General features: G+C 72.4%; 22 protein-coding genes. 15 read left to right on the plus strand and 7 right to left on the minus strand.

All coding sequences use genetic code 11. The features are described from left to right. The first annotated feature begins 223 nt into the window (after window positions 1-223). Genes EAD89_RS11475 through EAD89_RS11485 form a run of 3 tightly spaced genes read left to right on the plus strand, consistent with a single transcriptional unit; the run spans window position 224 to window position 2,975 of the window. Entirely contained in the window at window positions 224-760 is a 537-nt protein-coding gene (locus tag EAD89_RS11475) for a PadR family transcriptional regulator (protein WP_121654309.1), read from the plus strand. Further along, window positions 757-1,458, plus strand: coding sequence for an ABC transporter ATP-binding protein (locus EAD89_RS11480; protein ID WP_121654308.1), 702 nt, complete (start codon window positions 757-759; stop codon window positions 1,456-1,458). Before EAD89_RS11475 ends, EAD89_RS11480 begins: the two co-directional genes overlap by 4 nt. Continuing rightward, window positions 1,455-2,975 carry an FtsX-like permease family protein gene (locus EAD89_RS11485; RefSeq protein ID WP_121675677.1) on the plus strand — a complete coding sequence of 507 codons (1,521 nt, stop codon included), beginning with the start codon at window positions 1,455-1,457 and terminating at the stop codon, window positions 2,973-2,975. The genes EAD89_RS11480 and EAD89_RS11485 overlap by 4 nt, the downstream gene beginning before the upstream one ends. A 33-nt stretch (window positions 2,976-3,008) precedes the next feature. On the opposite strand, the gene EAD89_RS11490 is transcribed toward EAD89_RS11485, so the two are convergent. Further along, window positions 3,009-3,191 carry a hypothetical protein gene (locus tag EAD89_RS11490; RefSeq protein WP_121654306.1) on the minus strand — a complete coding sequence of 61 codons (183 nt, stop codon included), beginning with the start codon at window positions 3,189-3,191 and terminating at the stop codon, window positions 3,009-3,011. A gap of 138 nt (window positions 3,192-3,329) precedes the next feature. Next, a complete protein-coding gene (locus tag EAD89_RS11495; protein ID WP_121675678.1) occupies window positions 3,330-5,426 on the minus strand; it encodes a S9 family peptidase in 2,097 nt (698 codons plus the stop codon). Window positions 5,427-5,521: 95 nt separating this feature from the next. Between EAD89_RS11495 and EAD89_RS11500 the strand changes: the two genes are divergently transcribed. Beyond that, the gene (locus EAD89_RS11500; RefSeq protein ID WP_121675679.1) at window positions 5,522-6,880 is read left to right on the plus strand and encodes an FAD-binding oxidoreductase; all 1,359 of its coding nucleotides are present in this window, start codon (window positions 5,522-5,524) and stop codon (window positions 6,878-6,880) included. 27 nt (window positions 6,881-6,907) lie between these two features. Here EAD89_RS11500 and EAD89_RS11505 read toward each other — a convergent pair whose 3' ends face one another. After that, window positions 6,908-7,111 carry a hypothetical protein gene (locus tag EAD89_RS11505; RefSeq protein ID WP_147458792.1) on the minus strand — a complete coding sequence of 68 codons (204 nt, stop codon included), beginning with the start codon at window positions 7,109-7,111 and terminating at the stop codon, window positions 6,908-6,910. Window positions 7,112-7,389: 278 nt separating this feature from the next. After that, window positions 7,390-9,465, minus strand: a complete 2,076-nt coding sequence (locus tag EAD89_RS11510; RefSeq protein WP_121675681.1) for a SpoIIE family protein phosphatase — start codon at window positions 9,463-9,465, stop codon at window positions 7,390-7,392. 300 nt (window positions 9,466-9,765) lie between these two features. Between EAD89_RS11510 and EAD89_RS11520 the strand changes: the two genes are divergently transcribed. The 3 genes from EAD89_RS11520 (at window position 9,766) to EAD89_RS11530 (ending at window position 15,709) form a co-directional block, all read left to right on the plus strand. Further along, complete coding sequence (locus EAD89_RS11520; protein ID WP_121675683.1) at window positions 9,766-13,857, plus strand: HAMP domain-containing protein; 4,092 nt, start codon at window positions 9,766-9,768, stop codon at window positions 13,855-13,857. Beyond that, window positions 13,854-14,408, plus strand: a complete 555-nt coding sequence (locus tag EAD89_RS11525; protein ID WP_121653884.1) for a two-component system response regulator — start codon at window positions 13,854-13,856, stop codon at window positions 14,406-14,408. The genes EAD89_RS11520 and EAD89_RS11525 overlap by 4 nt, the downstream gene beginning before the upstream one ends. A 65-nt stretch (window positions 14,409-14,473) precedes the next feature. After that, window positions 14,474-15,709 (plus strand): low temperature requirement protein A, encoded by a 1,236-nt coding sequence (locus EAD89_RS11530; protein ID WP_121675684.1) that lies wholly within the window; start codon window positions 14,474-14,476, stop codon window positions 15,707-15,709. A 47-nt stretch (window positions 15,710-15,756) separates the two neighbouring features. On the opposite strand, the gene EAD89_RS11535 is transcribed toward EAD89_RS11530, so the two are convergent. Beyond that, the gene (locus EAD89_RS11535) at window positions 15,757-16,254 is read right to left on the minus strand and encodes a GbsR/MarR family transcriptional regulator (protein ID WP_121653882.1); all 498 of its coding nucleotides are present in this window, start codon (window positions 16,252-16,254) and stop codon (window positions 15,757-15,759) included. Between the two features lie 93 nt (window positions 16,255-16,347). Between EAD89_RS11535 and EAD89_RS11540 the strand changes: the two genes are divergently transcribed. Both EAD89_RS11540 and EAD89_RS11545 read left to right on the plus strand, forming a co-directional pair. Beyond that, on the plus strand, window positions 16,348-17,247 hold the full coding sequence (locus EAD89_RS11540) for an ABC transporter ATP-binding protein (RefSeq protein WP_121675685.1): 900 nt from the start codon (window positions 16,348-16,350) through the stop codon (window positions 17,245-17,247). Then, window positions 17,244-18,857, plus strand: coding sequence for an ABC transporter permease (locus tag EAD89_RS11545; RefSeq protein WP_121675686.1), 1,614 nt, complete (start codon window positions 17,244-17,246; stop codon window positions 18,855-18,857). The genes EAD89_RS11540 and EAD89_RS11545 overlap by 4 nt, the downstream gene beginning before the upstream one ends. 31 nt (window positions 18,858-18,888) lie before the next feature. Here EAD89_RS11545 and EAD89_RS11550 read toward each other — a convergent pair whose 3' ends face one another. Next, window positions 18,889-19,224: an STAS domain-containing protein gene (locus EAD89_RS11550; RefSeq protein ID WP_007454492.1), complete on the minus strand. Its 336-nt coding sequence runs from the start codon at window positions 19,222-19,224 to the stop codon at window positions 18,889-18,891. Window positions 19,225-19,389: 165 nt separating this feature from the next. Here EAD89_RS11550 and hemL point away from each other — a divergent pair, with 165 nt between their 5' ends. Genes hemL through ccsB form a run of 6 tightly spaced genes read left to right on the plus strand, consistent with a single transcriptional unit; the run spans window position 19,390 to window position 25,381 of the window. Further along, complete coding sequence (hemL, locus tag EAD89_RS11555) at window positions 19,390-20,721, plus strand: glutamate-1-semialdehyde 2,1-aminomutase (protein WP_121675687.1); 1,332 nt, start codon at window positions 19,390-19,392, stop codon at window positions 20,719-20,721. 5 nt (window positions 20,722-20,726) lie between these two features. Continuing rightward, window positions 20,727-21,374: a histidine phosphatase family protein gene (locus EAD89_RS11560; RefSeq protein ID WP_121675688.1), complete on the plus strand. Its 648-nt coding sequence runs from the start codon at window positions 20,727-20,729 to the stop codon at window positions 21,372-21,374. Further along, a complete protein-coding gene (locus EAD89_RS11565) occupies window positions 21,374-21,940 on the plus strand; it encodes a TlpA disulfide reductase family protein (protein ID WP_121675689.1) in 567 nt (188 codons plus the stop codon). The genes EAD89_RS11560 and EAD89_RS11565 overlap by 1 nt, the downstream gene beginning before the upstream one ends. Further along, window positions 21,940-22,764, plus strand: a complete 825-nt coding sequence (locus tag EAD89_RS11570) for a cytochrome c biogenesis CcdA family protein (protein WP_121675690.1) — start codon at window positions 21,940-21,942, stop codon at window positions 22,762-22,764. Before EAD89_RS11565 ends, EAD89_RS11570 begins: the two co-directional genes overlap by 1 nt. Then, the gene (locus tag EAD89_RS11575; RefSeq protein ID WP_121675691.1) at window positions 22,764-24,404 is read left to right on the plus strand and encodes a cytochrome c biogenesis protein ResB; all 1,641 of its coding nucleotides are present in this window, start codon (window positions 22,764-22,766) and stop codon (window positions 24,402-24,404) included. Before EAD89_RS11570 ends, EAD89_RS11575 begins: the two co-directional genes overlap by 1 nt. Continuing rightward, a complete protein-coding gene (gene ccsB, locus EAD89_RS11580; RefSeq protein ID WP_121653874.1) occupies window positions 24,404-25,381 on the plus strand; it encodes a c-type cytochrome biogenesis protein CcsB in 978 nt (325 codons plus the stop codon). Before EAD89_RS11575 ends, ccsB begins: the two co-directional genes overlap by 1 nt. A gap of 216 nt (window positions 25,382-25,597) precedes the next feature. Here ccsB and EAD89_RS11585 read toward each other — a convergent pair whose 3' ends face one another. Beyond that, window positions 25,598-26,074 (minus strand): MarR family winged helix-turn-helix transcriptional regulator, encoded by a 477-nt coding sequence (locus EAD89_RS11585; protein WP_121675692.1) that lies wholly within the window; start codon window positions 26,072-26,074, stop codon window positions 25,598-25,600. Window positions 26,075-26,085 lie beyond the last annotated feature (11 nt).

The raw sequence follows: 26,085 nt of genomic DNA on the forward strand, positions 1-26,085 counted from the left end.
CCTCCCCGGACCCCGGGGACCTGCACCACCTGCTGGCTCACACCGGCCGCAATCCCACCTGGCCCTGACCCCCCTGCCCTCGTAATCCCCCGTTGATCATGAAGTCGTTGCTGGTCCGCGCGCGTGTCGTGGCAACGACTTCATGACCAACGGGGCTGGGCGCCCGGACCGGCGGCCGGGCGGGGGTGTTGACAGTGGTATTCGCTGAGTGAATAGTTGAGGCGTGTCCACGCCGCATGTCCTGCTCGGGTTGCTCGCCGGTGGCAGCCGGCACGGCTACGAGCTCAAGCGTGCGCACGATGAGCGGCTGCCCCGGGCTCGGCCGCTGGCTTTCGGGCAGGTCTACGCCACCCTCGGCCGACTGCAACGCGACGGCCTGGTGGCCGCCGCCGGCCAGGATCGAGCGGCCGGCCCCGACCGCACGGCGTACGCGCTGACCGGCGAGGGCCGGGCCGCGCTGGACCGGTGGCTGTCCACGGTGGAGCCGCCGATGCCGTACGTGGCCAGCACGCTCTTTGCCAAGGTCGTGGTGGCGCTGCTGGTAGCTGACGTCGACCGGGCTCGGTCCTACCTGATCGCCCAGCGCGGCGCGCACACCGCGCGACTGCGTGAGCTGACCGCGGCCAAGGCCGACCCGGCCGCCACCCTCAGCGACGTGGTGGCGGCCGACTTCGCGATCGCCCACCTCGACGCGGACCTGCGGTGGCTGCACACCACGCTGGATCGGGTCGCCGACTGGCACCGGGAGGTGCACCCGTGACGCAACTCCAGGCTCGCGGCGTGGTTCGGGCGTACGGCCCGACACCCGCACTGCGCGGCGTGACGCTCGACGTGACCGAGGGCGAGATCGTCGCCGTCACCGGCCCGAGCGGCTGCGGCAAGTCGACCCTGCTGCACTGTCTGGCCGGGATCCTCCGCCCGGACGCCGGTGAGGTCACCTGGCGCGGCCACCGGATCGACACGTGGTCGGAGGCCGCCCGGTCCCGGCTGCGGCGCACCGAGTTCGGTGTGCTGTTCCAGTTCGGCCAGCTGGTGGCGGAACTGACCGCGGCGGAGAACGTCGCCCTGCCCCTGCTCCTCGCCGGCACGGGGCGGCGAGAGGCACGGACGGCGGCGCTGACCTGGCTGGAGCGGTTCGGGGTGGCCGAGCTGGCCGACCTTCGACCCGGCGAGATGTCCGGCGGTCAGCAGCAGCGCTGCGCCACTGCGCGGGCGTTGGTGACCGAGCCCCGGGTGCTCTTCGCCGACGAGCCGACCGGCTCGCTGGACACGCTCACCGGCGAGCAGGTGCTCACCCAGTTGGTCCGGCTCGCCCGCGAGCAGCGCACCGCCGTCGTGCTGGTGACCCACGAGCCGCGGATCGCCGCGTACGCCGATCGGGAGATCGTGTTGCGCGACGGCCTGGTGGACCACACCGGCCTGGGGCTCGACGCGCCGCTGGCCGGCGGCTCCCGGTGAGGCCGGCGACGCTGGTCCGGCTCGCGCTGGCCGGCACCCGCACCGACACCGCCCGGGTGGTGCTCACGGCCCTCAGCGCCCTGCTGGCGGCCCTGGCCGGGTTGGCGGCGCTCACCGTGCTAGCCATCCCGAAGCCGGTCGGCGACGCCTGGGCGGAGTCCGAGCAGTACCGCAACGAGCTGCTGCGGGAACCCGGGCTGCGCGGCGGCACCGCGTTCGCGCTGCTGCTGCTCGCCATTCCGGTGCTGGCGCTGGCCGGCCAGTGCGCCCGGCTCGGCGCACCGACCCGGGACCGCCGGCTGGCCGCGCTCCGGCTGGCCGGCGCCACCCCCGGCCAGGTCACCCGGTTGGCCGTGCTGGAGACGGGCCTGGCCAGCCTGCTCGGCACGCTCGTCGGGCTGGGTGCCTATCTGGTCGGTCGCAAGCTGCTGCACCGGCCGGACGGGCAGGGTCAACTGGCCCTGCCCACCGACGTGCTGCCGTCGGTCGGCGCGATGGCGGCGCTGGTGCTCGGTCTGCCGGTGATCGCGGCGCTGGCCACCACGTTGATGCTGCGCAGGGTCACCGCCAGCCCGCTCGGGGTGACCCGCCAGGCTGCGCGGGAGCGTGGTCCGCGCCCGTGGGCCGGAGTGTTGATCGCGCTGGGCGTGGTCTGCTTCGCGGCGGTCCAGCCGATGATGTACCGCCTCGACGACCAGCACCTGGTGAGCCGGCTGGTGCCGCTGCTGTTCGCGGTGGGCGGCCTCCTGGCGATGATCGGCGTGGTGATCGGCACCGGCTGGATCTCGTACACCTGCGGGCGGCTGCTGCGCCGGTACGCCCGGCGCCCGCCGGCCCTGCTCGCCGCGGGCCGGCTGATGTCCGACCCGTGGGCGGGCAGCCGTACGTTCGCCGCGCTGCTGGCCGCCCTGATCTTCGGTGGTGGCGCGGCAGCCCTGCGCGCCTACTTCGTGGCACAGGACGCACTCGAGCGGCAGCAGTCCCGGCTCGACGGCGTCGACGCGGGCGCGGACCCGTTCTACCTGTCCACCATGGACCTGGTCGACGCCGCGGTGGGGGTGGCCGTGCTCATCGCCGCCGGGGGCTTGATCGTCGCGCTGGTGGAGGGGATCGTGTCCCGCCGTCGGGCGTACTCGGCCCTGGTCGCCACCGGCGTGCCGCGCAGCGCCCTGAGCCGGTCCATCGCCTGGCAGGCGCTGGCCCCGGCGGTGCCGGCGATCCTGCTCGCCCTGGGCGTCGGCACGCTCCTCGGTCGCGGGCTCTTCCCGAAGGCGACAACGGGCGCGTCGTCGTCCGAGGTCTGCGACGCCACGGCGGCACTCTGCGACGATCCGGCGACCCGGCAGCAGTACGTCCGGATCGTGGAGACCGCCGGGGCCGAGCGGGTGCCGGACGTACCGCTGGAGCAGCTGGCGTGGCTCGGTGCCGGCGCGTTGGCGGCGGTGCTGGTGACGGTCGGCGTCGGTCTGCTCTTCCTGCGGGTCAGCACGGCGGTGGAGGAGTTGCGCACCGCCTGAGCCGCGGGCATGGCCGGCGTCAGCCGCAACCGCTCAGGTCGGGGCGTGGAAGAGGCCGGCGGCCCAGGAGATCAGCAGGCCGACGGCGGCGGAGCAGCAGCAGACGAGCAGAGCGGCGGCCACGACCGCGAGAATCATCCACGCGGACGGCCGCCGGGCAGCCCCCGACGGCGTGCCGGTTTCCGACGCGTCCCGCTCCTCGGCCTCGTCGCTCACGCCGAAATCCTAGGCGCGCAGCCGGCGAGCGGCCGTGTGAGCCGGGCAGGAACCGGGAAGTAGTGGCCTCGACGGGTGGCCGAGACCACTCCTTCCTGGTTGCAGCCCGATCATGGCCGCTCGGCTGTGGCCCGACCTTCAGGCGCGGCCGAGGCGGTCGAGGATCCACGCGTTGATGAACGCCTCCTCGCGCCAGGCGTCGTAGCGGCCGCTCGGGCCACCGTGCCCCGCCCCCATCTCGGTTTTGAGCAGGTAGTCGCCGCCCGGGGCGACGGCCCGCAACCGGGCGATCCACTTCGCCGGCTCGGAGTAGAGCACCCTGGTGTCGTTGAGACTGGTCACGGCGAGGATCGCCGGGTAGTCCACCGGCGCCACGTTCTCGTACGGCGTGTAGGACTTCATGTACGCGTACACCTCGGGGTCGTCGAGGGGGTTGCCCCACTCCTCCCACTCGGTGACGGTCAGCGGCAGCGACGGGTCGAGGATCGAGGTGAGGGCGTCCACGAACGGCACCTGCGCGACGATCCCGCTGAACGCGTCCGGGGCGAGGTTGGCCACCGCGCCCATCAGCAGACCCCCGGCCGAGGCGCCCCGGGCAACCAGCCGGTCGCTGGCCGTCCAGCCCGCCTTGACCAGGTGGCGGGCGCAGGCGACGAAGTCGGTGAAGGTGTTCTTCTTGGCCAGCAGCTTGCCCTGGTCGTACCAGCGGCGGCCCAGCTCGCCACCACCCCGGGTGTGCGCCACCGCGAAGACCACGCCCCGGTCCAGCAGGGACAGTCGGGCCACCGAGAACCACGGGTCCATGCTCGCCTCGTACGAGCCGTAGCCGTACAGCTCACAGGGTGCCGAGCCGTCCCGGGGCGTGCCGACGCGGCAGACCAGCGAGATCGGCACCCGGGTGCCGTCGTCGGCCAGCGCCCAGTCGCGGTGCTGCTCGTACTCGGCCGGGTCGTACGGTCGCCCGTCCGGCCCGGGCAGCACCGGCTTCTGCCTGCGCAGCACCATCTGGCGGGTGACCAGGTCGTAGTCGTACACGGAGTCCGGGGTGACCAGCGAGGAGTAGCGCAGACGAACCTGCCCGGTGCGGTACTCCGGGTTGGCGTCCAGCCCGACGCTGTACAGCGGCTCGGGGAAGTCGATGTCGTACTCGTCGCCACTGCCGACCGGCAACACCCGCAGCCCGGTGAGCCCGTCGGTGCGCAGTGACACCACCAGGTGGTTCGCGAAGGCGTCGACCGCCTCCAGCCGGGTGCCCGGGGTGTGCTCGATCAGCGGCACCCAGTCGCCCGGCACGTCCGCCGAGGTGAACGCCAACGCGAAGTCCTCGGCGCCGTCGTTGTGCAGGATCAGGAAGCGGTGGCCGTGGTGCTCCACCGTGTACTCGATGCCCTGCCGCCGTGCCGCGATCACGGCCGGCGCGCCGGTCGGGTTGGCGGCCGGGATCACCAGCACCTCACTGGTGACCTTGCTGTGGATGTCGATCAGGATGAACTTCTCCGACCGGGTCAGCTCCACGCCCACCCAGAATCGTTCGTCGTCCTCCTGGTGGACCACCACGTCGTCGGCGGCGGCCGAGCCGAGGGTGTGCCGCCAGACCCGGTTCGGTCGCCACGCCTCGTCCACCGTCACGTAGAACAGCACCGACGCGTCGGCCGACCAGGCCGTGCCGTAGAAGGTGCCGGGGATCTCGTCCGGGAGCAGCTCGCCGGTGGTCAGGTCCTTCACCCGCAGGGTGAACCGCTCGTCACCGGAGAAGTCGGTGGAGTAGGCGAGCCAGCGTCCGTCCGGACTGACGTCGAAGGCGCCCAGCGAGAAGAAGTCGTGCCCGTCGGCCAGCAGGTTGCCGTCGAGCAGCACCTCCTCGCCGTCCAGCGGAGCACCGTCCGCACTGACCGGTGGGTCGGTCTCGGAGTCGCGGACCGCGCGCCGGCAGTGCACCCCGTACTGCTGCCCCTCGACCGTCCGGGTGTAGTACCAGTGCCCACCCTTGCGGGTCGGCACGGTCAGGTCGGTCTCCCGGGTGCGCTGGCGGATCTCCTCGAACAGGTCCGCGCGCAGCGCCGCCAGGTGCGCCGTGCGCTCCTCGGTGTACGCGTTCTCGGCGGTCAGGTAGGCGATCGTCTCCGGGTCGTCCTTGGCGGCGAGCCAGGCGTACTCGTCGACGACGGTGTCGCCGTGGTGGGTGCGCTCGGCGGGCACCCGCTTCGCCGTGGGCGGGGCAGTCTCGGTGGTCACGGCGCCACGTTACCGGCCGGCCCCCTCCACGCGCCGGACCAGCGGCATCCCGATAGTCGCCACCACGCCATTCGAACACATGTACGATAGCCGACATGGCTGCAGCAGCGAGTTCCCTCGGCCGGTCCGGAGCCCTTGAGATCACCCGACGGTTGACGGCGATCTGCGGTCCGCCGTTCGCCCGGCTCGCCGGTCCGGCCGACGAGGTGGCGGGGCGGCCGGCGCGTTGGGTGGCGGTGCCCGGCGGCCCGCACGCCGCAGCCGAAATTCTGCGGCTGGCTGCCACGCACGACCTGGCGGTGGTGCCTCGGGGCGCCGGCACGAAGATCGACTGGGGTGCCACGCCGGTGCAGGTCGACATCCTGCTCGACACCGGTCGGCTGGCCGGCATCGGTCACGAGCCGGTCGGCGCGCCGGTCGCCGAGGTCGGCGCCGGCACCCCGTTGCGGGCGGTGCAGGCCACTCTGGAGCGCACGGGGCAGCGGTTGGCGATGGACGCCCCGTCGCCCGGGGCGACGCTCGGCGGGGTGCTCGCCGCCGGCGAGGCCGGCCCACTGCGGCACCGCCACGGCAGCCCGTGCGACCAACTCCTCGGCGTCCGCTATCTGGGTGCCGACGGTGAGCTGGTCAGCGCCGGCGGCGGCGCGCCCGGGCTCGACCTGGCCCGGCTGCTCTGCGGCTCGCAGGGCGCGCTCGGCGTGCTGGTCTCGGCGAGCCTGCGGGTGCAGCCGGTGCCGGCCAGCCGGCTCTGGGTGTCCCGGCCCGTGTGGACGCCGCTGGAGGTGCACGACCTGGTTCGGACGATCCTCGCCGCCCGGCTGGAGCCGGCGGCCATCGAGCTGGACCTGCCGGCCGGGGCGCCCCGGCCCCGCACGCCGTACCCACCCGGCCACCCGGCCGCCACCGCCCGGGAACGCCACCCGTCGATGTCCGGCCGGTCCGGCGCCCCGTCCCGGGCGGGCAGCCTGGTGGTGCTGCTCGAGGGCGGCCGGGCCGATGTCACGGAGCGCGCCGAGCGCCTGGTCGGTCTGCTGCACGGGGAGGCGACCGTCGCGCACTCCGCGCCGCCCTGGTGGCGCCGCTACCCGTTCGCACCGGGCGACACCGCGCTGCGCCTGGAGGTGCCGATCAGCGACCTGCACGCCGCGGTCTACGCGCTGCGCGACGCGGCCGGCGCGCCGGTGCCGGTGCGAGGCTCCGCCGGGCTGGGCGTGGTGCACGCGGCGCTGCCCGGCGCGCTGGCCCCCGATCGGGTGGCGTCCATCCTGGCCGCCGTCCGGGGGGTGCTGCTGGCCCGGCAGGGTCGCTGCGTGGTGGTGTCCGCCCCCGCGCCGGTGCGGCAGGCCGTCGACCTCTGGGGCGAGCTGGCCGGCCTGGCCCGGCTGCGGGCCGCCAAGGAGCATCTCGACCCGCAGCACCGGCTCGCACCCGGCCGCCTTCCCGGCGGTCTGTGACCTCGGCGAGCCCGCTGTCGCCGGTCGTCAGTCCAGCCACCACCGGTGCATGTCGAGCAGCGGCGGGGTGAAGCGGGCCACCAGCACCAGCGCCGTGCCCACCGCGCCCACCAGCAGGAGCGTCCGCGTCGTCCGGGGCAGCGCCCCCCGCTCCCGGGCGACCAGCGCCACCGCGACGAGCGCGAGCGGTGGCCCGAGGAACGCGCCCACCAGATAGAGCACCGACACCACGGCGTAGAGCCAGTAGAGCGGTTCGCCCCGTGCATCCCGAACGGAATCAGATCCTTGGGGTCGTACGCGCCGGTCAGCATCTCGGCCGGGCCGACGCCCGCGCCCGCCATCCGGCCCAGATACAGCAGCAGCACGGCGAGGAACGCGCCGACGGTCGCCAACAGCCCGACGATCAGCGTCCGGACCGCGGGCCGGGAGTACGGGGCGACCTGCGCGACACTCGACATGGCCGTCAATTTATTCAGTGCGCCACCGCCGGGTGGGCCGGTGGCGGGCGGTCAGACCGCGTCGTTGCGGAGCACCAGGATCGCGATGTCGTCCCGGGGCGGCTCGACCGAGAAGTTGATGGCGGCGGCGCGCAGCCGGGCGGCCACCACGTCCGCCGAGTAGCCGGCCAGTGGCGCGGCCGCGTCGCGCAGCCGGTCGGCGCCGAACAGCTCCCGGCCGCGCCGCCGCTCGGTAACCCCGTCGGTGTAGAAGATCAGGGAGTCGCCCAGCGCGAGCGAGATCTCCGCCGTCGGCGAGGTGATCGTGTCGAGCAGGCCCAGCGCCGTGCCTCCGGCGCCCACGAATTCGGCGCCCCCACCGGCGGCCAGCAGCACCGGCCGGTCGTGCCCGGCGAGGTGCAGCGAGACGTCCAGCCGATCGCCGACACCGGGTCCGACCGCCGCCAGGGCCAACGTGCAGTACCGGCCGCCGCCCCGCTCGACGAGCGTCTCGTTGAGCCGGGCCAGCGCCTCCGGCAACGGTTTGCCGTCGCCGACCAGCACCCGGATCACATCCCGGACCAGCCCGGTGACCGCGGCCGCCTGGACGCCCTTGCCCGAGACGTCCCCGATCACCACCAGCCAGCGGCCGTCGAGCAGCGGCACCACGTCGTAGAAGTCACCGCCCACCTCGGCGTCGTAGCCGGTCGGGACGTACTCGGCGGCGAAGCCGATCCCGTCCACCACGGGCAGCACCGGCGGCAGCAGGGACTGCTGGAGCGTCTGCGCCACCCGCCGGCGCTCGGCGTGGATCCGCGCGTTCTCGATGGCCAGAGCGGAGCGCCGGGCGACGTCCTCCAGCACCGACACCTCGTCCGGGTCGTGCCGGTGCCGCTGGTGCCGCCCCACCGCCAGGGTGCCGAGCCGCTGCCCACGTGCGATCAACGGGACCGCGAAACCCTCCATCGGCCCGCCGAGCGGGATCTGCGCCGCGCTGCGCGACGCCTCGCGCAGCCGGGCCTGGATCGAGTCCGGGCCGGTCTCCTCCAGCACCTTGTGCAGCTGCGGCAGCACCGACTCGTCCGCGTGGCTGGCCGCCGCCAGTCGCAGCCGGCCCCACTCGTCGGTGGTGTGCACCGCACACCACTGGCCGAGCCGCGGCACCACCAGCTGCGGAATCAGCGCCATGGTCAGCTCGACGTCCAGCGACTGGGCCAGCAACTCGCTCGCCTCGGCCAGGAACGTCAGCCACGTCTGCCGGCGGACGTCGGCCCGGCGCAGCCGGTCGTTCTCCAGGTGCAGCGACAGCCGCTCCGCGGTGAGCACCGCCAGCGGCTGGGCATACGCCGACGGAGCGGCGTCCAGCTCCAGCTCGCCCGCGTACGGGCGGTGCACCGACAGCGGCACCCGGAGCAGCTCCGTGTCGGGGCGGGGCTGCCGGCCGAAGCGGGCCAGCACCTGGCGGCCCTGCCCGTCGCCCCGGTCCAGGCGGATCGTGCCGCCGGCCGCGCCCACCATCTCGGCCACCCGGCTGAGCAGGTTGGCGGCGAAGTCGGGCAGCGGATCGTCCGCGTACACGTCGGGGGCGGTCTGCATGAGCTCGCTCATCGCGCTGGCGCTCGGCGCGGAGCTGTCGGCGGGGGCCCCCGGGCCGGCGCTGGTCGGCATCGACTCGCCACCGGCGGTGGCCCCGGCCGGCGGGTCTGCGCCGGGGCGGTCCAGCCGGAACCAGACGCCCTTCCCGGTGGGCAGGTACGTGGTGCCCCAGCGGCTGGCGAAGTGGTCGACCAGCAGGAGCCCCCGGCCCCGCTCGGAGACCTCGTTGATCTCGGTGGCGTCGTTGCGGGTGCCGACGGTCAGCTCGTCGCCCGACCCGGGCGCGAAGTCGGAGACGGTCACGGACAGCCCGACCTCGTCCGCGACGACCTCGATGTCCAGTTCGGTGCGGGCGTGCTCGACGGCGTTGGTGGTCAACTCCGTGGTGAGCAGCAGCGCCTCGTTGGCCAGCTCGTCCAGGTGCGCCTCGGCCAGCACCGAGCGGACCACCGCGCGAGCGGCGGCCGGCGTACGCCGGTCAGCGGGCAGGCGGACACGCCGGACCGCCCCGTTCCGGGCCCCGGCCGTCGCGGGCCCCGCCTCGGCTGACACCCTCGTATCCTCCACCGTCGCCCTGCCGGGTGCCAACCCGGTCGACCATCGCACGGGCCGCGCCGCCGGCCTCGGGGAAGCAGGCCCTTTCCGAATGGGACGCGATCGGGTCGGTGTGGTGGTTCAGCACCGGGGCGAGGTCTCCGACAGGCCGTTCCGGATCGGCCGCATCGAGCGGATCTGCTGTTCCGCCGGACCCGATCGGCGGGTCGTGGACCCTGGCACTGCGGCGCGCGCGGGCACAATATGGGATGCCGGCGTGTCCGTACGGGCCGGCGCCCCCGAGTTGAGCGAGGAATGATGACCACGGCGAAGCAGTCGGTGGCGGATCCGTCCGCGTCCGACCACGAGGCGCTCCTCGGTGAGTTGACCGAGGCGTTGCGGCGGGTCCGTCGCGGCGACCTGAAGGTGCGGCTTCCCCGCCGCGCCGGTAAGGGCGGCGAGGTGGCGGACGCCTTCAACGAGGTGGTCTCGCTCCAGGAGCGGCAGTACCTGGACCTGCGGCGGATCAGCCGGATCGTCGGTCGGGACGGCCGGCTCACCGAGCGGCTCGACGACGAGGGGCTGGACGGCTCGTGGGCGGAGGGTCAGCGGGCGATCAACTCGCTGATCGACGACCTGGGCCGGCCGACCACCGAGATCGCCCGGGTCATCGTCGCGGTCGCGGACGGCGATCTGTCTCAGCACATGGCGCTGGAGATCGACGGCCGGCCGCTGCGTGGTGAGTATCTGCGCATCGGGCGCACCGTGAACACGATGGTCGACCAGCTCTCGTCGTTCTCGAACGAGGTGACCCGGGTGGCCCGTGAGGTGGGCACCGAGGGCAAGCTGGGCGGCCAGGCCGACGTTCGGGGCGTCGCCGGCACGTGGAAGGACCTCACCGACTCGGTCAACACCATGGCGTCGAACCTCACCTACCAGGTGCGGTCGATCTCCCAGGTGTCCACCGCGGTGGCCAAGGGCGACCTGTCCCAGAAGATCACCGTGTCGGCCAAGGGTGAGGTCGCCGAGCTGGCGCACACCATCAACTACCTCACCGACACGCTGCGGCTCTTCGCCGAGCAGGTCACCCGGGTGGCCCGCGAGGTGGGCACCGAGGGCAAGCTGGGCGGCCAGGCCGAGGTGCCGAACGTCGCCGGCACCTGGAAGGACCTGACCGACAGCGTCAACTCGATGGCGTCGAACCTGACCGCCCAGGTCCGCAACATCGCCCAGGTGTCCACGGCCGTCGCGCGGGGCGACCTGTCGCAGAAGATCACGGTGGCGGCGCAGGGCGAGATCCTGGAGCTGAAGGACACCGTCAACACGATGGTGGACCAGCTGTCGTCGTTCGCCGACGAGGTGACCCGGGTGGCCCGCGAGGTCGGCATCGAGGGCAAGCTGGGCGGTCAGGCCCAGGTACGCGGGGTCTCCGGCACCTGGCGGGACCTCACCGAGAACGTCAACCAGCTGGCCGGCAACCTGACCAGCCAGGTCCGCAACATCTCCCAGGTCTCCACGGCGGTCGCCAAGGGTGACCTGTCGCAGAAGATCACGGTCGACGCGCAGGGCGAGATCCTGGAGCTGAAGAACACCGTCAACACGATGGTGGACCAGCTGTCGTCGTTCGCGGACGAGGTGACCCGGGTCGCGCGCGAGGTGGGCACCGAGGGCAACCTGGGCGGTCAGGCGCAGGTGAAGGGCGTTTCCGGCACCTGGCGCGACCTGACCGACAACGTCAACTCGATGGCCTCGAACCTGACGGCCCAGGTGCGTAACATCGCCCAGGTTTCCACGGCGGTGGCGAAGGGTGACCTGTCGCAGAAGATCACGGTGGATGCCCGGGGCGAGATCCTGGAGCTGAAGTCGACGGTGAACACGATGGTGGACCAGCTGTCGTCGTTCGCGGACGAGGTGACCCGGGTGGCCCGTGAGGTGGGCACCGAGGGCAAGCTCGGCGGTCAGGCGCAGGTGAAGGGCGTCTCCGGCACGTGGCGGGACCTGACCGACAACGTCAACTCGATGGCCTCGAACCTGACCAGCCAGGTCCGCAACATCGCCTCGGTCACCACTGCGGTGGCGAAGGGCGATCTGAGCCAGAAGATCACGGTGGACGCGCAGGGCGAGATCCTGGAGCTGAAGTCCACCGTCAACACGATGGTGGACCAGCTGTCGTCGTTCGCGGACGAGGTGACCCGGGTCGCGCGTGAGGTGGGCATCGAGGGCAAGCTCGGCGGTCAGGCGCAGGTGAAGGGCGTTTCCGGCACCTGGCGGGACCTCACCGAGAACGTCAACCAGCTCGCCTCGACGTTGACCACTCAGCTGCGGGCCATCGCCCAGGTGTCCACGTCGGTGACCCGCGGCGACCTGACCCAGCGGATCGCGGTCAAGGCGCAGGGCGAGGTCGCCGAGCTGAAGGACAACATCAACCAGATGATCGTCACCCTTCGGGAGACGACCAAGAAGAACGCGGAACAGGGCTGGCTGGACTCGAACCTGGCCCGGATCGGCGGCCTGTTGCAGGGCCAGCGGGACCTGGGCGAGGTCTGCCGCATGATCATGACCGAGGTGACCCCTCTGGTCGAGGCCCAGCTCGGCGCCTTCTTCCTGGCCGACGACACCGACGGCAGCATGCGGCTGCGGTTGACGTCCTCCTACGGGTACGTGGCGCGGGGGCACGACGTCACCTTCGGACCGGGCGAGGGGCTGGTCGGGCAGACCGCCCTCTCCCGCCGGACGATCCGGGTCAGCGCCTCTCCGAACAGCCGGCTCACCCTGCGCTCCGGGCTGGCCGAGACACCCCCGTCCGACCTGGTGGTGCTCCCCGTGCTGTTCGAGGGGGAGCTGCTCGGGGTGATCGAGTTCGCCAGCGTGGCTGCCTTCTCCGAGCTGCACCTGGCGTTCCTGGAGCGGCTGGTGCTGACCATCGGCATCGCGGTCAACACCATCCAGGCCAACCGGCGTACGGAGGAGCTGCTCGCCCAGTCGCAGCGGCTGGCGCACGAGCTCCAGGAGCAGTCCGCGGAGTTGCAGCGCACCAACGCCGAGTTGGAGGAGAAGGCCACCCTGCTCTCCGAGCAGAAGGGCAACATCGAGACGAAGAACCGGGAGATCGAGCTGGCCCGGCTCGGCCTGGAGGAGAAGGCGCAGCAGCTCACCCGGGCCTCGGCGTACAAGTCGGAGTTCCTGGCCAACATGAGCCACGAGCTGCGGACGCCGCTGAACTCGTTGCTGCTGCTGGCCCGGCTGCTGGCGGAGAACTCGGAGCAGAACCTCAACCCGAAGCAGATCGAGTTCGCCCGGACCATTCACAGCGCCGGCTCGGACCTGCTGAGGCTCATCGACGACATCCTGGACCTGTCCAAGATCGAGGCAGGTCGGATGGACGTCGAGCCGACCGAGATCCGGTTCGCCGAGATCCGCGGCTACGTGGAGCAGGCGTTCGCGCCGCAGGCCGAGGAGAAGGGCCTGGACTTCCAGGTGCGGGTGAGCAAGGATCTGCCGCCGGCGCTGGTCACCGACGCGCAGCGGTTGCAGCAGATCCTGCGCAACCTGCTCTCCAACGCGGTGAAGTTCACCGACAACGGCGCCGTGACGCTGCGGATCGCCCCGGCGGCGGAGAACGCGGTGTTCGACGTGCCGGCGTTGACCAACGCCCAGCAGGTCATCGCGTTCACCGTGATCGACACCGGAATCGGTATCTCCGACGACAAGTTGTCGATCATCTTCGAGGCGTTCCAGCAGGCGGACGGCACCACCAGCCGCCGTTACGGTGGCACCGGCCTGGGCCTGTCGATCAGCCGTGACCTGGCTCGGCTGATCGGCGGCACGATCACCGTGTCGTCGGCGCCGGGGCAGGGGTCGACCTTCACCCTGTTCGTGCCGCACGTGCTGGCCCCGGACGCGGTGGTCGCGCCTGCGCCGCCGTCCCCGCAGCGCGCCGGCCTGCCGTCGTCGCTGCTGATGCCGCCGCTGGAGTTGCTGCCGCAGCGGCCGGAGGCGCCGGCCACCCGCCAGCTGGACGGCGCGACCGTGCTGATCGTGGACGACGACGTGCGCAACGTCTTCGCCCTGACCAGTGCGTTGGAGCTGCACGGGATGACCGTGCTGTACTCGGACAACGGGGCGGACGGCGTCCGCCTGCTGGCCGAGCATCCGGAGGTGGACATCGTGCTGATGGACGCCATGATGCCGGACCAGGACGGGTACGAGACCACCCGCCAGATCCGACGCAACCACCGGTTCGCCGACCTGCCGGTCGTCTTCCTGACCGCGAAGGCGATGCCGGGCGACCGCGAGTCGGCGCTCGCGGCCGGGGGCAGCGACTACATCACCAAGCCGGTCGACCTGGACGACCTGATCGAGCTGATGTCGTCCTGGATCAGCGGCAGCCGGACCGAGGAGACTTCGTGACCCAGATGGCCAAGGCGCTGCTCGTGGACGACCGGCGGGAGAATCTGATGGCCCTGGAGGCGATCCTCCAGGGCCTGCCGGTTCAGTCGGTGGCGGTGGAGAGCGGCGAGGCGGCGCTCAAGCAGCTGCTGGTGGACGACTTCGCGGTGATCCTGCTGGACGCGCAGATGCCGGACATGGACGGCTTCGAGACGGCCAGCCACATCAAGCGCCGGGAGCGGACCCGGCACGTGCCGATCATCTTCCTCACCGCTGCTGACCGGGACGCCCAGCTCGCCCTGCGCGGATACCAGGTGGGGGCGGTGGACTACCTGACCAAGCCGTTCGACCCGTGGGTGCTGCGGGCCAAGGTGTCGGTCTTCGTGGAGCTGTGGGTGAAGACCCGGCAGTTGGCCGCCCAGTCGGACCTGGTGCGGGACCGCGACACGCAGTGGCGGCGCCTCACCGACGCGGTCGACGAGGCGACCGCCCTGCTCCGCTCCGACGAGCCGGAGGGCCGGGACCGGGCGGTGCGGCTTCTCGAACAGGCCCGCTGGGGCAACACCGCCTGACGCGCTGACGCAACTCCTCCGACCGCCGACTCGTTGGGGCGACAAGGGGCGGACGGAGGCGGACGATGGCGGCTCGGCGGGGCGCCGAACTGCTGCGCCCTCCCGAGAGTTCGGGCCGTGCCACGTTCCTGGAGCTCTTCTTCGATCTGGCCTTCGTCGTGGCCCTCACCCGGGTCTCGCAACGGTTCGCCGGCCTGACCGATGACACCGGCTGGGCGCTGGTCACCGGCTTCGGTCGTACCCTGCTGCTCTTTCTGGCGCTCTGGCTGATCTGGTCGCACACGGCCTGGATCACCAGTCGGTACGAACCAGAGCAGCCGGTCATCCAGGCCGTCGTGGTCGGCACCATGTTCGCCGGCCTGGTCATGGCGGTGACGCTGCCCCGGGCCATGGAGGAGCGAGCACTACCGTTCACGGCCGCGTACCTGATGGTGATGGTGGTGCGGCCGCTGGTGGTCGCCGCCGCGCTGCGTGGCCATCCGCGACGGCTGGTGCCGTTCCGGCTCGCCGCGTGGGCTTCGGTGAGCGCGCCGTTGTGGCTGGCCGGCGCGTTGGGTCCGGATCAGCTTCGCCTGCCGCTGTGGGCTGCCGCCCTCGCTGTCGACTACCTCGCCTGGACTCTGGGCTGGCCGCTGCCGTGGCTCGGGGCTGCGGCGGTGGCTCGTTGGCGGATCGCCGGGATGCATCTTGCCGACCGTTACCAGCAGATGTTTCTCATTGCACTCGGTGAGTCGATCCTGGTCATCGGCGTGGTTTTCAGCGGCGTGGACTACTCCGCGGAGCGGGCAGCCGCTTTCGCGGTCGCCTTCGCCACCAGCGCGCTGCTCTGGCGGATCTACTTTCACCGCGCCGGGCTGCTGCTGACCGAGGCGTTGGATCGGGCGGGTTTGCCGGGCCGGCTGGGCGCGACGTCGGGACGGACGCATCTGCTGATCGTGCTCAGCGTGCTGGTCACCTCGGTGGGCTACGAGCTGGTGATCGATGATCCGTTCGGGTCGCCTCGGCCCAGTTGGCTCCTGTTCGTGGTGGGCGGTCCGGTGCTCTTCCTCGTCGCCCGTACGCGGCTGGAGTACGAGATCTTCGGCCGGATCTCCCGTTCCCGGACGATCGGCCTGGTGGCCCTGCTGCTGTTCACGCCGGCGTTGGCCCGCTGGGCGCCGATGGTCGGGCTGAGCGTGGTGTCCGGGGTGCTGGCCCTGGTTGCGCTACTCGACGCGTGGCGGAGCCGGGGACGGCCGCTGGAGATTCCCACCTCGCCGGTCGGACGGGGGGCCGCCGGCGACCGCGACTCCGAGGCGTGACCGCGCTACAGCTGGTTCGAGGCCACGGTCGCCTTCGGAGACGCCGCTCAGGCCTCGCCGGGTCGGGTGTGGCCGGTGGCAATCCGTCGGGCCCGCCAGCGCTCACCCAGTGAGTCGATCTCCTCCTGGACGAAGATGAAGAAGTCGCGCATCTCGGCCACCCGTTCGCCGGCCGGCGTCGCGGGGCCGTCGAGGGCGACCACTCCGGCGTCGGCCGCGTCAATGAATGTCTTGTAGAGCGCCGTCTTGGTGACGGTCGCCTCGTACCAGGGGTTGTCCGGCATCCGGTAGCGATCCCGGCGGGACCGGGGGACCGGCTCGCGGACCAGCATGCCGAACTGGGTGAGGTAGCGGACCGCGCCGCTGACCGCCGCCGCGCTCACTCCGAGCCGCTCGCCGATCTCGGCGGCGGTCAACGGGTCGTCCGCGCTCATCACGGTGAACAGCACCCGGGCGGCCATCCGCGGGAAACCGACCTCGGCGAAGGCCAGCGCCATCCGCTCGACGAATAGGTGCACCGGGTCGTGGCCGTCGGTGGCTGCCATGGCGGTCCCTCCCTGCCTGCTCGTGTGGCCCCCGATGGTGCCCCGGATCTCACAGTCTTCACAACTTTGTGAAACGAGTGTAGCTTCCGATACATGGAAACTCCCATTGAGGTTTCCGGCCTGGTCAAGACCTTCGGCCGGACCCGGGCACTGGACGGTCTGGACCTGACCGTTCGTGCCGGCGAGGTGCACGGCTTCCTCGGCCCGAACGGCGCCGGCAAGTCGACCACCATCCGAGCGCTGCTCGGCCTGCTGCGGACGGACGCGGGGGCCGTCCGCCTGCTCGGTGGCGACCCGTGGCGCGACGCGGTGGCCCTGCACCGCCGGCTGGCCTACGTGCCGGGCGACGTGACGCTCTGGCCCAACCTCTCCGGCGGAGAGGTCATCGACCTGCTCGGCCGGATGCGCGGCGGCCTCGACCCGGCCCGCCGGGCCGAGCTGCTGGAGTCCTTCGAGCTGGACCCGCGCAAGAAGGGCCGGGCGTACTCCAAGGGCAACCGGCAGAAGGTCGGCCTGGTGGCCGCGCTCGCCTCGGACGTCGAACTGCTCATCCTGGACGAGCCGACCTCCGGCCTGGACCCGCTGATGGAGGAGGTCTTCCAGCACTGGGTCCGCCGGGCGAAGGCCGACGGTCGCACCGTGCTGCTCTCCAGCCACATCCTGGCCGAGGTGGAGGCGCTCTGCGACCGGGTGACGATCATCCGCAACGGTCGGGACGTCGAGACGGGCACCCTCACCGACCTGCGCCACCTGCGTCGAACCTCGATCGAGGCCGAGCTGACCGGCCCGGTCGACGGGCTGGGAAAGCTGGCCGGGGTGCACGACCTGCGGGTGGACGGGGCGCGGATGCGCTTCGACGTGGAGAACGCCGCGCTGGCCGCCGCCCTGCGCCGGCTCACCGAGATCGGCGTACGCAGCCTGGTCAGCCAGCCGCCGACGCTGGAGGAGCTGTTCCTGCGGCACTACCAGGCCGAGCCGACGGTGAGATCATGAGTGCGTTCACCGGCACCCGGCACCTGGTGCGACTGATCCTGCGCCGGGACCGGGTCGTGCTGCCGATCTGGATCCTGCTGCTGGCCGTGCTGCCAGCCAGCTACGCCGGCACGTACGCCGAGCTGTACCCGACCGCGGCCGAGCGGGCCGCGTACCTGGCCGGTACGGCGAGCAACCCGTCGATCGTCGCCCTGCTCGGCCCGGTGTACGGCGACAGCGTCGGTGCGCTCACCGTCCAGCGGGCCGGCCTGCTGGCGTTGATCGCCGCGCTGGCCAGCGTGCTCACCGTGGTCCGCCACACCCGCACGGAGGAGGAAGCCGGCCGGCGTGAGCTGCTCGGTGCCACCGTGCTGGGCCGGTACGCCGGGCTGACCGCCGCGCTGCTGGTGACGTACGCCGCGAACCTGCTGCTCGGCCTGCTCGCCGCCGCCGGCCTGGTCGCCGCGGGCCTGCCCGGTGCCGGTTCGCTGCTCTTCGGGGCCGGGGTGGCACTCACCGGCATCGTCTTCGCCACGGTCGGCGGGCTGGCCGCGCAGCTCACCGAGAGCGCGGCCGGGGCGCGCGGGACCGGTCTGGGTGTGCTCGGGCTGGCCTTCGTGCTGCGGCTGGCCGGTGACGCGGGTGGTTCCGGCGGCACCGGCGGGAGCGCGGAGTGGCTGAGCTGGCTCTCCCCGCTGGGCTGGTCGGCCCGGGATCGGGCCTTCGCCGACGAGCGTTGGTGGGTGCTGCTGCTGCCGGTGTTGTTCAGTGCGGTGGTCGCGCTCGTCGCGTACCCCGTCTCGGTGCGCCGGGACCTCGGCGGTGGGGTGTTTCCGCCCCGGCTCGGTCCGGCGACCGCCGGGCCGCGGCTGGTGGGCCCGTTCGGCCTGGCCTGGCGGCTGCATCGGGGTCAGTTGCTCGGCTGGACCGTCGGGTTCGGGCTGCTCGGCCTGGTGCTCGGGGGCGCGGCGGATGCTGCCGGCGAGGCGGTGCAGGGCAATCAGCAGGTCGCCGAGATCCTGGCCCGGCTGGGTGGCACCTCCGCGCTCGCGGAGGCGTACCTCGGTGGGACGTTGAGCCTGACCGCGCTGGCCGCCGCCGGGTACGGCATCCAGGCCGCGCTGCGGGCGCGGGCGGAGGAGACCGCCGGGCGGGCCGAGCCGCTGCTCGCCACGGCGGTGAGCCGGAGCCGTTGGCTGGCGGCGCACCTGCTCTTCGCCCTGCTCGGCCCGGCGGTGGTGCTCTCCGTGACCGGGCTCGCGACCGGGTTGGCGTACGGCCTCAGCAGCGGCGATGTCGGGGGTGAGCTGCCCCGGCTGCTCGGCGCCGGTCTGGCCCAGGTGCCGGCGGCCTGGGTGCTGGCCGGGCTGGCGGCGTTGCTGGTCGGCTGGCTGCCCCGGTTCTCCGCGGGCGCCTGGGCGGTGCTCGCCGGTTGCCTGCTGCTCGGTCAGCTCGGCGCGGTCCTGGAGCTGGATCAGTGGGCGCTGGACATCTCCCCGTTCACCCACACCCCGCAGGTCCTCGGCTCCGGCTGGACCGCCACCCCGCTGGTCGCCCTGGCCGCAGTGACGGCCGCCCTGGTCACCCTCGCCCTGCGCACCTTCCAAACCCGCGACATCCCTACACCCTGACCAGCCACCCACCGGTTGACCCGGCGGCGGGTCAGCCGGTGGGTTGGTCGTTGCGGATCATCAGGGCGCTGCGGAGGCCGGTGATGTCCAGGACGCGGATCAGGAAATCGCCCACATGGGTCAGCATCAGCAGACTCTGCGCGTGGCTGGCCTTGCGGCTGAGCACCACCAGGGTGCCGAGGCCCTGCGAGTCGCAGAAGGTGACGCCGCCCAGGTCGAGCACGATCCGCGGGGGCGGGTCGGCCAGCACCTCGTTGACCACGGTGGAGAGCTGGGCGGCCGTGAGCATGTCGATCTCACCGGCCAGGCGCAGCACTGCTTCGTCGCCCGTCCGGTGTAGCGTGATGGACAGTTCGGCACGATCCACCCGGTCAGCCTAGCGCGATCCGGACGACCCGGCCTGTCGAGGCCGACAGCCGCCGCCCGGCCGCGTGTCGGCGCCGCCGGCGGACGCCGGAGGCGGGTGAGCCCGGTAACCCCGGCCCGGGGTGGCTGCTGGTTGACCGTCCGGCGCTGACACAATGGCGGCATCGTGACCGACATCGTTTCCGCCGGATCCGGCCGCTACCCGGCCGAAGCCCCGGCCTCCGAGGCCCTGTTCGACCGCGCCCGCGCCATCGTGCCGGGCGGGGTGAACTCCCCCGTGCGCGCCTTCCAGGCGGTCGGCGGCACCCCCCGCTTCATGGTTCGAGGCGAGGGCCCGTGGCTGTACGACGCCGACGGCCGCCGCTACGTGGACCTCGTCTGCTCCTGGGGCCCGCTGATCCTCGGGCACGCCCACCCGCAGGTGGTGGACGCCGTGCAGGCCGCCGCCGCCCGGGGCACCAGCTTCGGCACCCCCACTCCCGGTGAGGTGGAGCTGGCCGCCGAGATCGTCGACCGGACCCCGGTGGAGCAGGTGCGCCTGGTCAACTCCGGCACCGAAGCGACCATGTCGGCGATCCGGCTGGCCCGTGGCTTCACCGGACGCTCCAAGATCGTAAAGTTCGCCGGCTGCTACCACGGGCACGTCGACGCGCTGCTCGCCTCGGCCGGGTCCGGCGTGGCCACCCTGGGCCTGCCCGACTCGCCCGGTGTCACCGGCGCGGCGGCCAGCGAGACGATCGTGCTGCCGTACAACGACATCCGGGCGGTCGAGGAGGCCTTCGCCGCCGAGGGGCCGCACATCGCCGCGGTGATCACCGAGGCCGCCGCCGGAAACATGGGCGTGGTCGCCCCCCGCGACGGTTTCAACCAGCAGCTCGCCCGGATCGCCCACGCGCACGGCGCGCTGCTCGTCGTGGACGAGGTCATGACCGGGTTCCGGGTCTCGCGCGCCGGGTGGCACGGCCTCGACGCCTCCGACGCCGACCTGTGGACGTACGGCAAGGTCATGGGTGGCGGCCTGCCCGCCGCGGCGTTCGGCGGGCGCGCGGAGATCATGGCGCGGCTCGCCCCGGCCGGCCCGGTCTACCAGGCCGGCACGCTCTCCGGTAACCCGCTGGCCTGCGCCGCCGGTCTGGCCACCCTGCGGCTGGCCGACGACGAGCTGTACCGCCGCCTCGACGAGACCGCCGCCGTCGTGGGCAAGCTCGCCGCCGACGCGCTGGCCGCCGCCGGGGTCCCGCACCGACTGTCGTACGCGGGCAGCATGTTCTCCATCTTCTTCACCGACGCCGACGTGGTCGACTACGACAGCGCTCGCACCCAGCAGGTGCCCGCGTTCAAGGCGTTCTTCCACGCGATGCTCGCCGCCGGCGTCTACCTGCCGCCGAGCGCGTTCGAGTCGTGGTTCGTGTCGGCGGCGATCAACGACGCCGCTCTGGAGCAGATCGCCGCAGCGTTGCCGACGGCGGCCAACGCGGCGGCAGCGGCGGGGGGGTAGCAACGGTGAGCAAGACGGTGGTCCACGTGCTGCGGCACGGCGAGGTGTACAACCCCGACCAGATCCTCTACGGCCGGCTGCCCGGTTTCCGCCTCTCCGAGCTGGGTGTGCAGATGGCCAAGGCCGCCGCGCAGGGGCTCGCCGAGCGGGAGATCGTGCACGTGGTGGCCAGCCCCCTGGAGCGCGCCCAGCAGACCGCCGAGCCGATCGCGGCCCAGTTCGGCCTGCCGGTCGGTGTGGACGAGCGGCTGATCGAGAGCGCCAACTGGTTCGAGGGCAAGAAGGTGTCGCCGGGCGACGGGTCGTTCCGCGACCCGCGCAACTGGTGGGTGCTGCGCGACCCGGTGACCCCGTCCTGGGGTGAGGCGTACCGGGCCATCGCGGAGCGGATGTTCGCCGCCGTGCACGCGGCCCGGGTCGCCGCCGAGGGGCGCGAGGCGGTGCTGGTCTCGCACCAGCTCCCCATCTGGACGCTGCGCCGGTACGTCGAGCGCAAGCGACTCTGGCACGACCCCCGCAAGCGGCAGTGCGGGCTGGCCAGCCTCACCTCGTTCCACTTCGACGGCGCGAAGGTGGCCGGCATCGGCTACAGCGAGCCCGCCGCGCACCTGATCGCCCTCTCCGCGACCGCCCGGACGGCCAAGGGGGCCTGATGAACGCCCGGAGGTGGACCGCCGGTCTGCTCGCCAGCGTCGCCGCGGTGGCGCTGGTCGGCTGCACGTCGCAGGGCCGGGAGAAGACCTGTACGACCACCTCCGACGGGATCATCGAGTGCGCTCCGGACCAGCGCTCGGCACCCCCGAAGCTCGCCGGTGAGCTGCTCACCGGCGGCAGCTACGACGTCAACGAAGCCCGCGGCCAGGTGGTGGTGGTCAACTTCTGGGGTTCCTGGTGCGCGCCGTGCCGGGCCGAGGCGGACGACCTGGAAGCCACCTACCAGGCCACCAAGGGCTCCGGGGTGAGCTTCCTCGGCATCAACGTCCAGGACCAGCGGGACAAGGCCAAGGCGTTCGAAGAGGGCCGGGTCACCTATCCGAGCCTGTTCGACCCGGCGAGCAAGCTGGCGCTGGCTTTGGACATTCCGCCGAACACCGTCCCGGCGACCGTGGTGCTCGACCGGGAGGGCCGGATCGCCTCGGTGATCCGGGCCGCGGTCAAGCAGGAGGGCCTGCAACCGATCGTCGAGCGGATCGCCGCCGAGAAGCCGGCGTCGGGCTGATGGGTGACACCTTCCGGGAGCTGGCCCTCAGCGGGCCGCTGCTGCTCGCCATCGGCGCGGCGGCGCTCGCCGGTCTGGTCAGCTTCCTCTCCCCGTGCGTGCTCCCGCTGGTCCCCGGCTACCTCTCGTACGTCACCGGCCTGGCCGGCGCCGACCTCGACGGTCGCCGGCCGGCGGCCGAGCCCGCCCCGGCCGAGGCCAGCGGCGGCGTGGCGGTACGTGAGCGGGTCGCGCGGGTCGGCGCCGTCAAGGGCCGGGTGCTCGCCGGCACGCTGCTCTTCATCGGCGGCTTCACCGTCGTCTTCGTCGCCACCGCGATCCTGTTCGCCAGCATCGGCCGGGTCTTCTTCGAGTACGAGCGCCAGCTGGAGATCGTGATCGGCGCGCTGATCATCGTGCTCGGCCTTGGCTACCTCGGGATGATCCCGGCCCTGCAACGGGAGTTCCGGATCTCCCGGCTGCCCTCCGCCGGGCTGCTCGGCGCACCGGTCTTCGGCGCGGTCTTCGCGCTGAGCTGGGTGCCCTGCACCGGCCCCACCCTCGGCGCGGTGATGGGCATGGCCACCGCGAGCGGGCAGAGCGACCGCGCCGTGGTGCTCGCCGTGGCGTACTGCCTCGGGTTGGGGATACCGTTCGTCGTCTTCGGGCTGGGCTTCCAGCGCCTGCTCGGGGTCTTCCGCGCCGTCCGGCGCAACAGCCGCTGGGTCACCCGGGTCGGCGGCGCCCTGCTCATCCTGATCGGCCTGGCGCTGGTCACCGGCGGGTGGCAGAGCTTCGTGATCTGGTTGCAGACCACCGTCGGTGTGGGCGAGGTGAGCATCTGATGACGGTCGTGGACGACCGGCCGGAGACCGCGGCCCCGGCGCCCCGGCGGCGGCCCAACCGGCTGCTGGCCCTGCTGCGCAACTCGTGGCGGCAGTTGACCAGCATGCGTACGGCGCTGATCCTGCTCTTCCTGCTCGCGGTCGCCGCGATTCCCGGCTCGGTGCTGCCGCAGCGGGGGATCAGCCCGGAGAAGGTCAACGAGTACTTCACCGACCATCCCGACCTGGCCCCCCGGTTGGACCGGATCGGCGCGTTCGAGGTCTTCGGTTCGGTCTGGTTCTCCGCGATCTACCTGCTGCTGTTCACCTCGCTGATCGGCTGCATCACGCCCCGCCTGCGCGATCACGTCCGGGCACTGCGGTCCCGGCCGCCGGCCGCACCGAAGCGGCTCGAGCGGTTGCCGCAGCACGCGGTGCTGCCTGCCCCGGCGGGCGGCGCGGCGGCGGTCGCCGAGGTGCTGCGCCGCCGGCGGTGGCGGGTGGAGGTCCGCGGCGACGAGGTGTCCGCCGAGAAGGGCTACCTCAAGGAGACCGGCAACCTGCTGTTCCACACCTCGCTGATCGCCGTGCTGATCGGTGTCGCGCTCGGCTCGTGGTACGGCTGGAGCGGCAACCGGCTGCTGGTCGCGGGTGCGGACAACGCCTTCTGCAACACCCGCCAGCAGTACGCCGAGACGAAGCTCGGCCCCCGGGTGGACAGCGAGGACCTGCCCCGCTTCTGCCTGCGGCTGGACGACTTCGAGGCCCGGTTCCTGGCGTCCGGCCAGCCGGAGTTCTTCAACGCCCGGGTGACCGTCGACGGCCCCGACGAGCCGACCCGCAGTGGGGACTTCTCGGTGAACTCGCCGCTGCGGCTGGGCGGCGCGAGCGTCTACCTGCTCGGCCACGGGTACGCCCCGGTGATCCGCTACACCGATCGGTTCGGCCGCAGCCAGATCAGCGATGACCCGTTCCTGACCACCGGCGACATGGGCCTGACGAGCGAGGGGCTGGCGGCGTTCCCGGACGCGAACGTCGACCCGCGTACCGGGCGGCGCGCGCCGGACGAGCAGATGGCCTTCACCGGCATCTACCTGCCCACGGCGCCGCAGCAGGCGCCGTTCGTCCGCTCGGAGTACCCGACCGAGCGCAACCCGGCGCTGAACCTGGTCGCCTACCGGGGCAACCTCGGTCTGGACGCCGGCATCCCCGGCTCGGTCTACCAGCTCGACCAGCGGCAGGTGCGCGCCGGGAAGGTCAAGGAGGTCGGCACCAAGCTGCTCCGCAAGGGCGAGACCTGGACGTTGGACGACGGCACCAAGGTCGAGTTCCTGGGCACCGAGCGGTACGTGACCCTCTCCGTGCGGCACGACCCCGGTTCGACGATGCTGCTGGTCAGCTGCGGTTTCCTGTTGGTCGGGCTGATGGGGTCGCTGTTCGGTCGGCGCCGCCGGGTGTTCTTCCGGGTGATGCCGGCCGACCCCGCGGAAGGATCTCCGACGGGCGGTAGTAGCTTGATGGAGGCCGGCGGGTTGCCGCGTACCGACTATCCAGGGTTCGCCGAGGAGTTCGCCCAACTCGTCGCCGCGGTCAGCGGTGATCGGGCGGACGCGAGCGCCGACTCCAGTGACCGGACCGGCGTGCGAGAAGGGACCGAGTGATGTCCGCACTCTCCGACAATCTGGTGACCTTCGCGATCCTGGCGTATCTGGTCGCGATGATCTGCCATGCCGTGGAGTACGCGCTGGGCAACACTCGCGCCCGGGCCGCCGCGGCTCCCGCCCGCGAGCTGGTGGGTGCCGGCGTCGGCGGAGGTGGCGGCGTACCCGTGTCGCCCGCGCCGGTCCCGCCGTCGGCCGTGGCCGACCGCTCGGCGCGGCGCGCCCGGATCGGTGGTCTGATCGCGGTGGGTGCCACCGGGCTCGCGGCCGCGCTGCACCTGGCGGCGCTGGTCACGCGGGGCATCGCGGCCGACCGCATGCCCTGGGGCAACATGTACGAGTTCGTGCTCACGGTGACGTTCATCGGGGTCGCGGCCTGGCTGGTGGTGCTCTGGAAGCGGCCCTCGCTGCGCAAGCTCGGGCTGTTCCTCACCCTGGTGATGGTGCTGCTGGTGGCCACCGCCGAGCTGGTGCTGTACGTGCCGATCGTGCCGCTGGTGCCGGCGCTGAACTCCTACTGGTTCGTCATCCACGTCTCGACGATCGTCTTCGCGTCCGGCATCTTCCTGCTCGGCGCGGTGCCGGCGGTCGGCTACCTGATGCGCGCCGGGTACGAGCAGGGCAAGCGGAGCTTCCCGTACACCCTGGCCAAGCGGTTGCCGGGGGCGGCCAGCCTGGAGCGGCTGACCTTCGCGCTGCACGCCTTCGCCTTCCCGATCTTCACCTTCGCGGTGATCGCCGGTGCGATCTGGGCCGAGGCGGCCTGGGGCCGGCCGTGGGGCTGGGACCCGAAGGAGACCTGGGCGTTCATCTCCTGGGTGGTGTACGCGGGCTATCTGCACGCCCGGGCCACGCCCAGCGTCAAGCGCAACGTTGCCACCTGGCTGGCGGTGCTCGGCTTCCTCACCATGCTGATGAACCTGTTCGGCGTGAACATCTTCTTCACCGGCCTGCACTCGTACGGCGGCCTGGACTGATCCCGGGCTAGCCGGGCGTCCTACCCGTCGGATCCCGGCGACCGGGTCGCCAGCCGCGCAGTGTCCGGTCCACCTGGACGGTGACCTGGTAGGCCACCTCGGGCAGATCGGCCAGCTCGATCCGCCCGCCTTGACCCACTCCAGGTCGGCGATGTCGCGGTGTCCCAGGCCGGCAACACCGCCACGTCGGCGATGTCGTGTCGATCAACCGTGCGGTCAGCCGCCGAACCAGCCTGGTACGTCGAGCCGGAACCAGTTGGGGGCGGCCATCGTCCGCAGGTCGTCCTCCAGGGCGTCGACGCGCTCCGGGCCGAGGGCTTCGACCCACCGTTCGCGCAGCCGGTCGAAGATCTCGGCCGAGCGGCGCAGCCCGTCGACACCGCGCGGGGTCATCGTGATCAGCCGGCGGCGGGCGTCCCGGGGATCGTCGACCCGGTCGAGGTAGCCGACGGCGATCAGCCGGTCGACCGTCTTGCCGGCTGCCTGCTTGGAGATGCCCAGCCGCTGGCCCAGCTCGGTGGCGGTGGTGCCGTCCGCCCCGACCGCCTGGAGCACGAAGCCGTGCAGCGGGCGCAGCTCGGGATGCCCCTGCCGGGTCAGCTCGGCGTGCAGGTCGTCGATCAGCGTCCGGAAGCCGGCCAGCAGGAGCAGCGGCAGCTGGAAGCCGGGCCGGGCGGCGTCAGCGGTTGCCACGTTCGACAACC

Origin of the sequence: Micromonospora sp. BL4 (assembly GCF_003667505.1) — a bacterium.
GTDB lineage: Bacteria > Actinomycetota > Actinomycetes > Mycobacteriales > Micromonosporaceae > Micromonospora.

What these genes read in the sequence shown, in the direction of transcription:
- EAD89_RS11500 (WP_121675679.1), top strand. Translation starts at nt 5,522, where the DNA reads ATGGCTGCAGCAGCGAGTTCCCTCGGCCGGTCCGGAGCCCTTGAGATC.
- EAD89_RS11520 (WP_121675683.1), top strand. Translation starts at nt 9,766, where the DNA reads ATGACCACGGCGAAGCAGTCGGTGGCGGATCCGTCCGCGTCCGACCAC.
- EAD89_RS11530 (WP_121675684.1), top strand. Translation starts at nt 14,474, where the DNA reads ATGGCGGCTCGGCGGGGCGCCGAACTGCTGCGCCCTCCCGAGAGTTCG.
- EAD89_RS11535 (WP_121653882.1), bottom strand. Translation starts at nt 16,254, where the DNA reads ATGGCAGCCACCGACGGCCACGACCCGGTGCACCTATTCGTCGAGCGG.
- EAD89_RS11540 (WP_121675685.1), top strand. Translation starts at nt 16,348, where the DNA reads ATGGAAACTCCCATTGAGGTTTCCGGCCTGGTCAAGACCTTCGGCCGG.
- EAD89_RS11545 (WP_121675686.1), top strand. Translation starts at nt 17,244, where the DNA reads ATGAGTGCGTTCACCGGCACCCGGCACCTGGTGCGACTGATCCTGCGC.
- EAD89_RS11565 (WP_121675689.1), top strand. Translation starts at nt 21,374, where the DNA reads ATGAACGCCCGGAGGTGGACCGCCGGTCTGCTCGCCAGCGTCGCCGCG.
- EAD89_RS11570 (WP_121675690.1), top strand. Translation starts at nt 21,940, where the DNA reads ATGGGTGACACCTTCCGGGAGCTGGCCCTCAGCGGGCCGCTGCTGCTC.
- EAD89_RS11575 (WP_121675691.1), top strand. Translation starts at nt 22,764, where the DNA reads ATGACGGTCGTGGACGACCGGCCGGAGACCGCGGCCCCGGCGCCCCGG.
- ccsB (WP_121653874.1), top strand. Translation starts at nt 24,404, where the DNA reads ATGTCCGCACTCTCCGACAATCTGGTGACCTTCGCGATCCTGGCGTAT.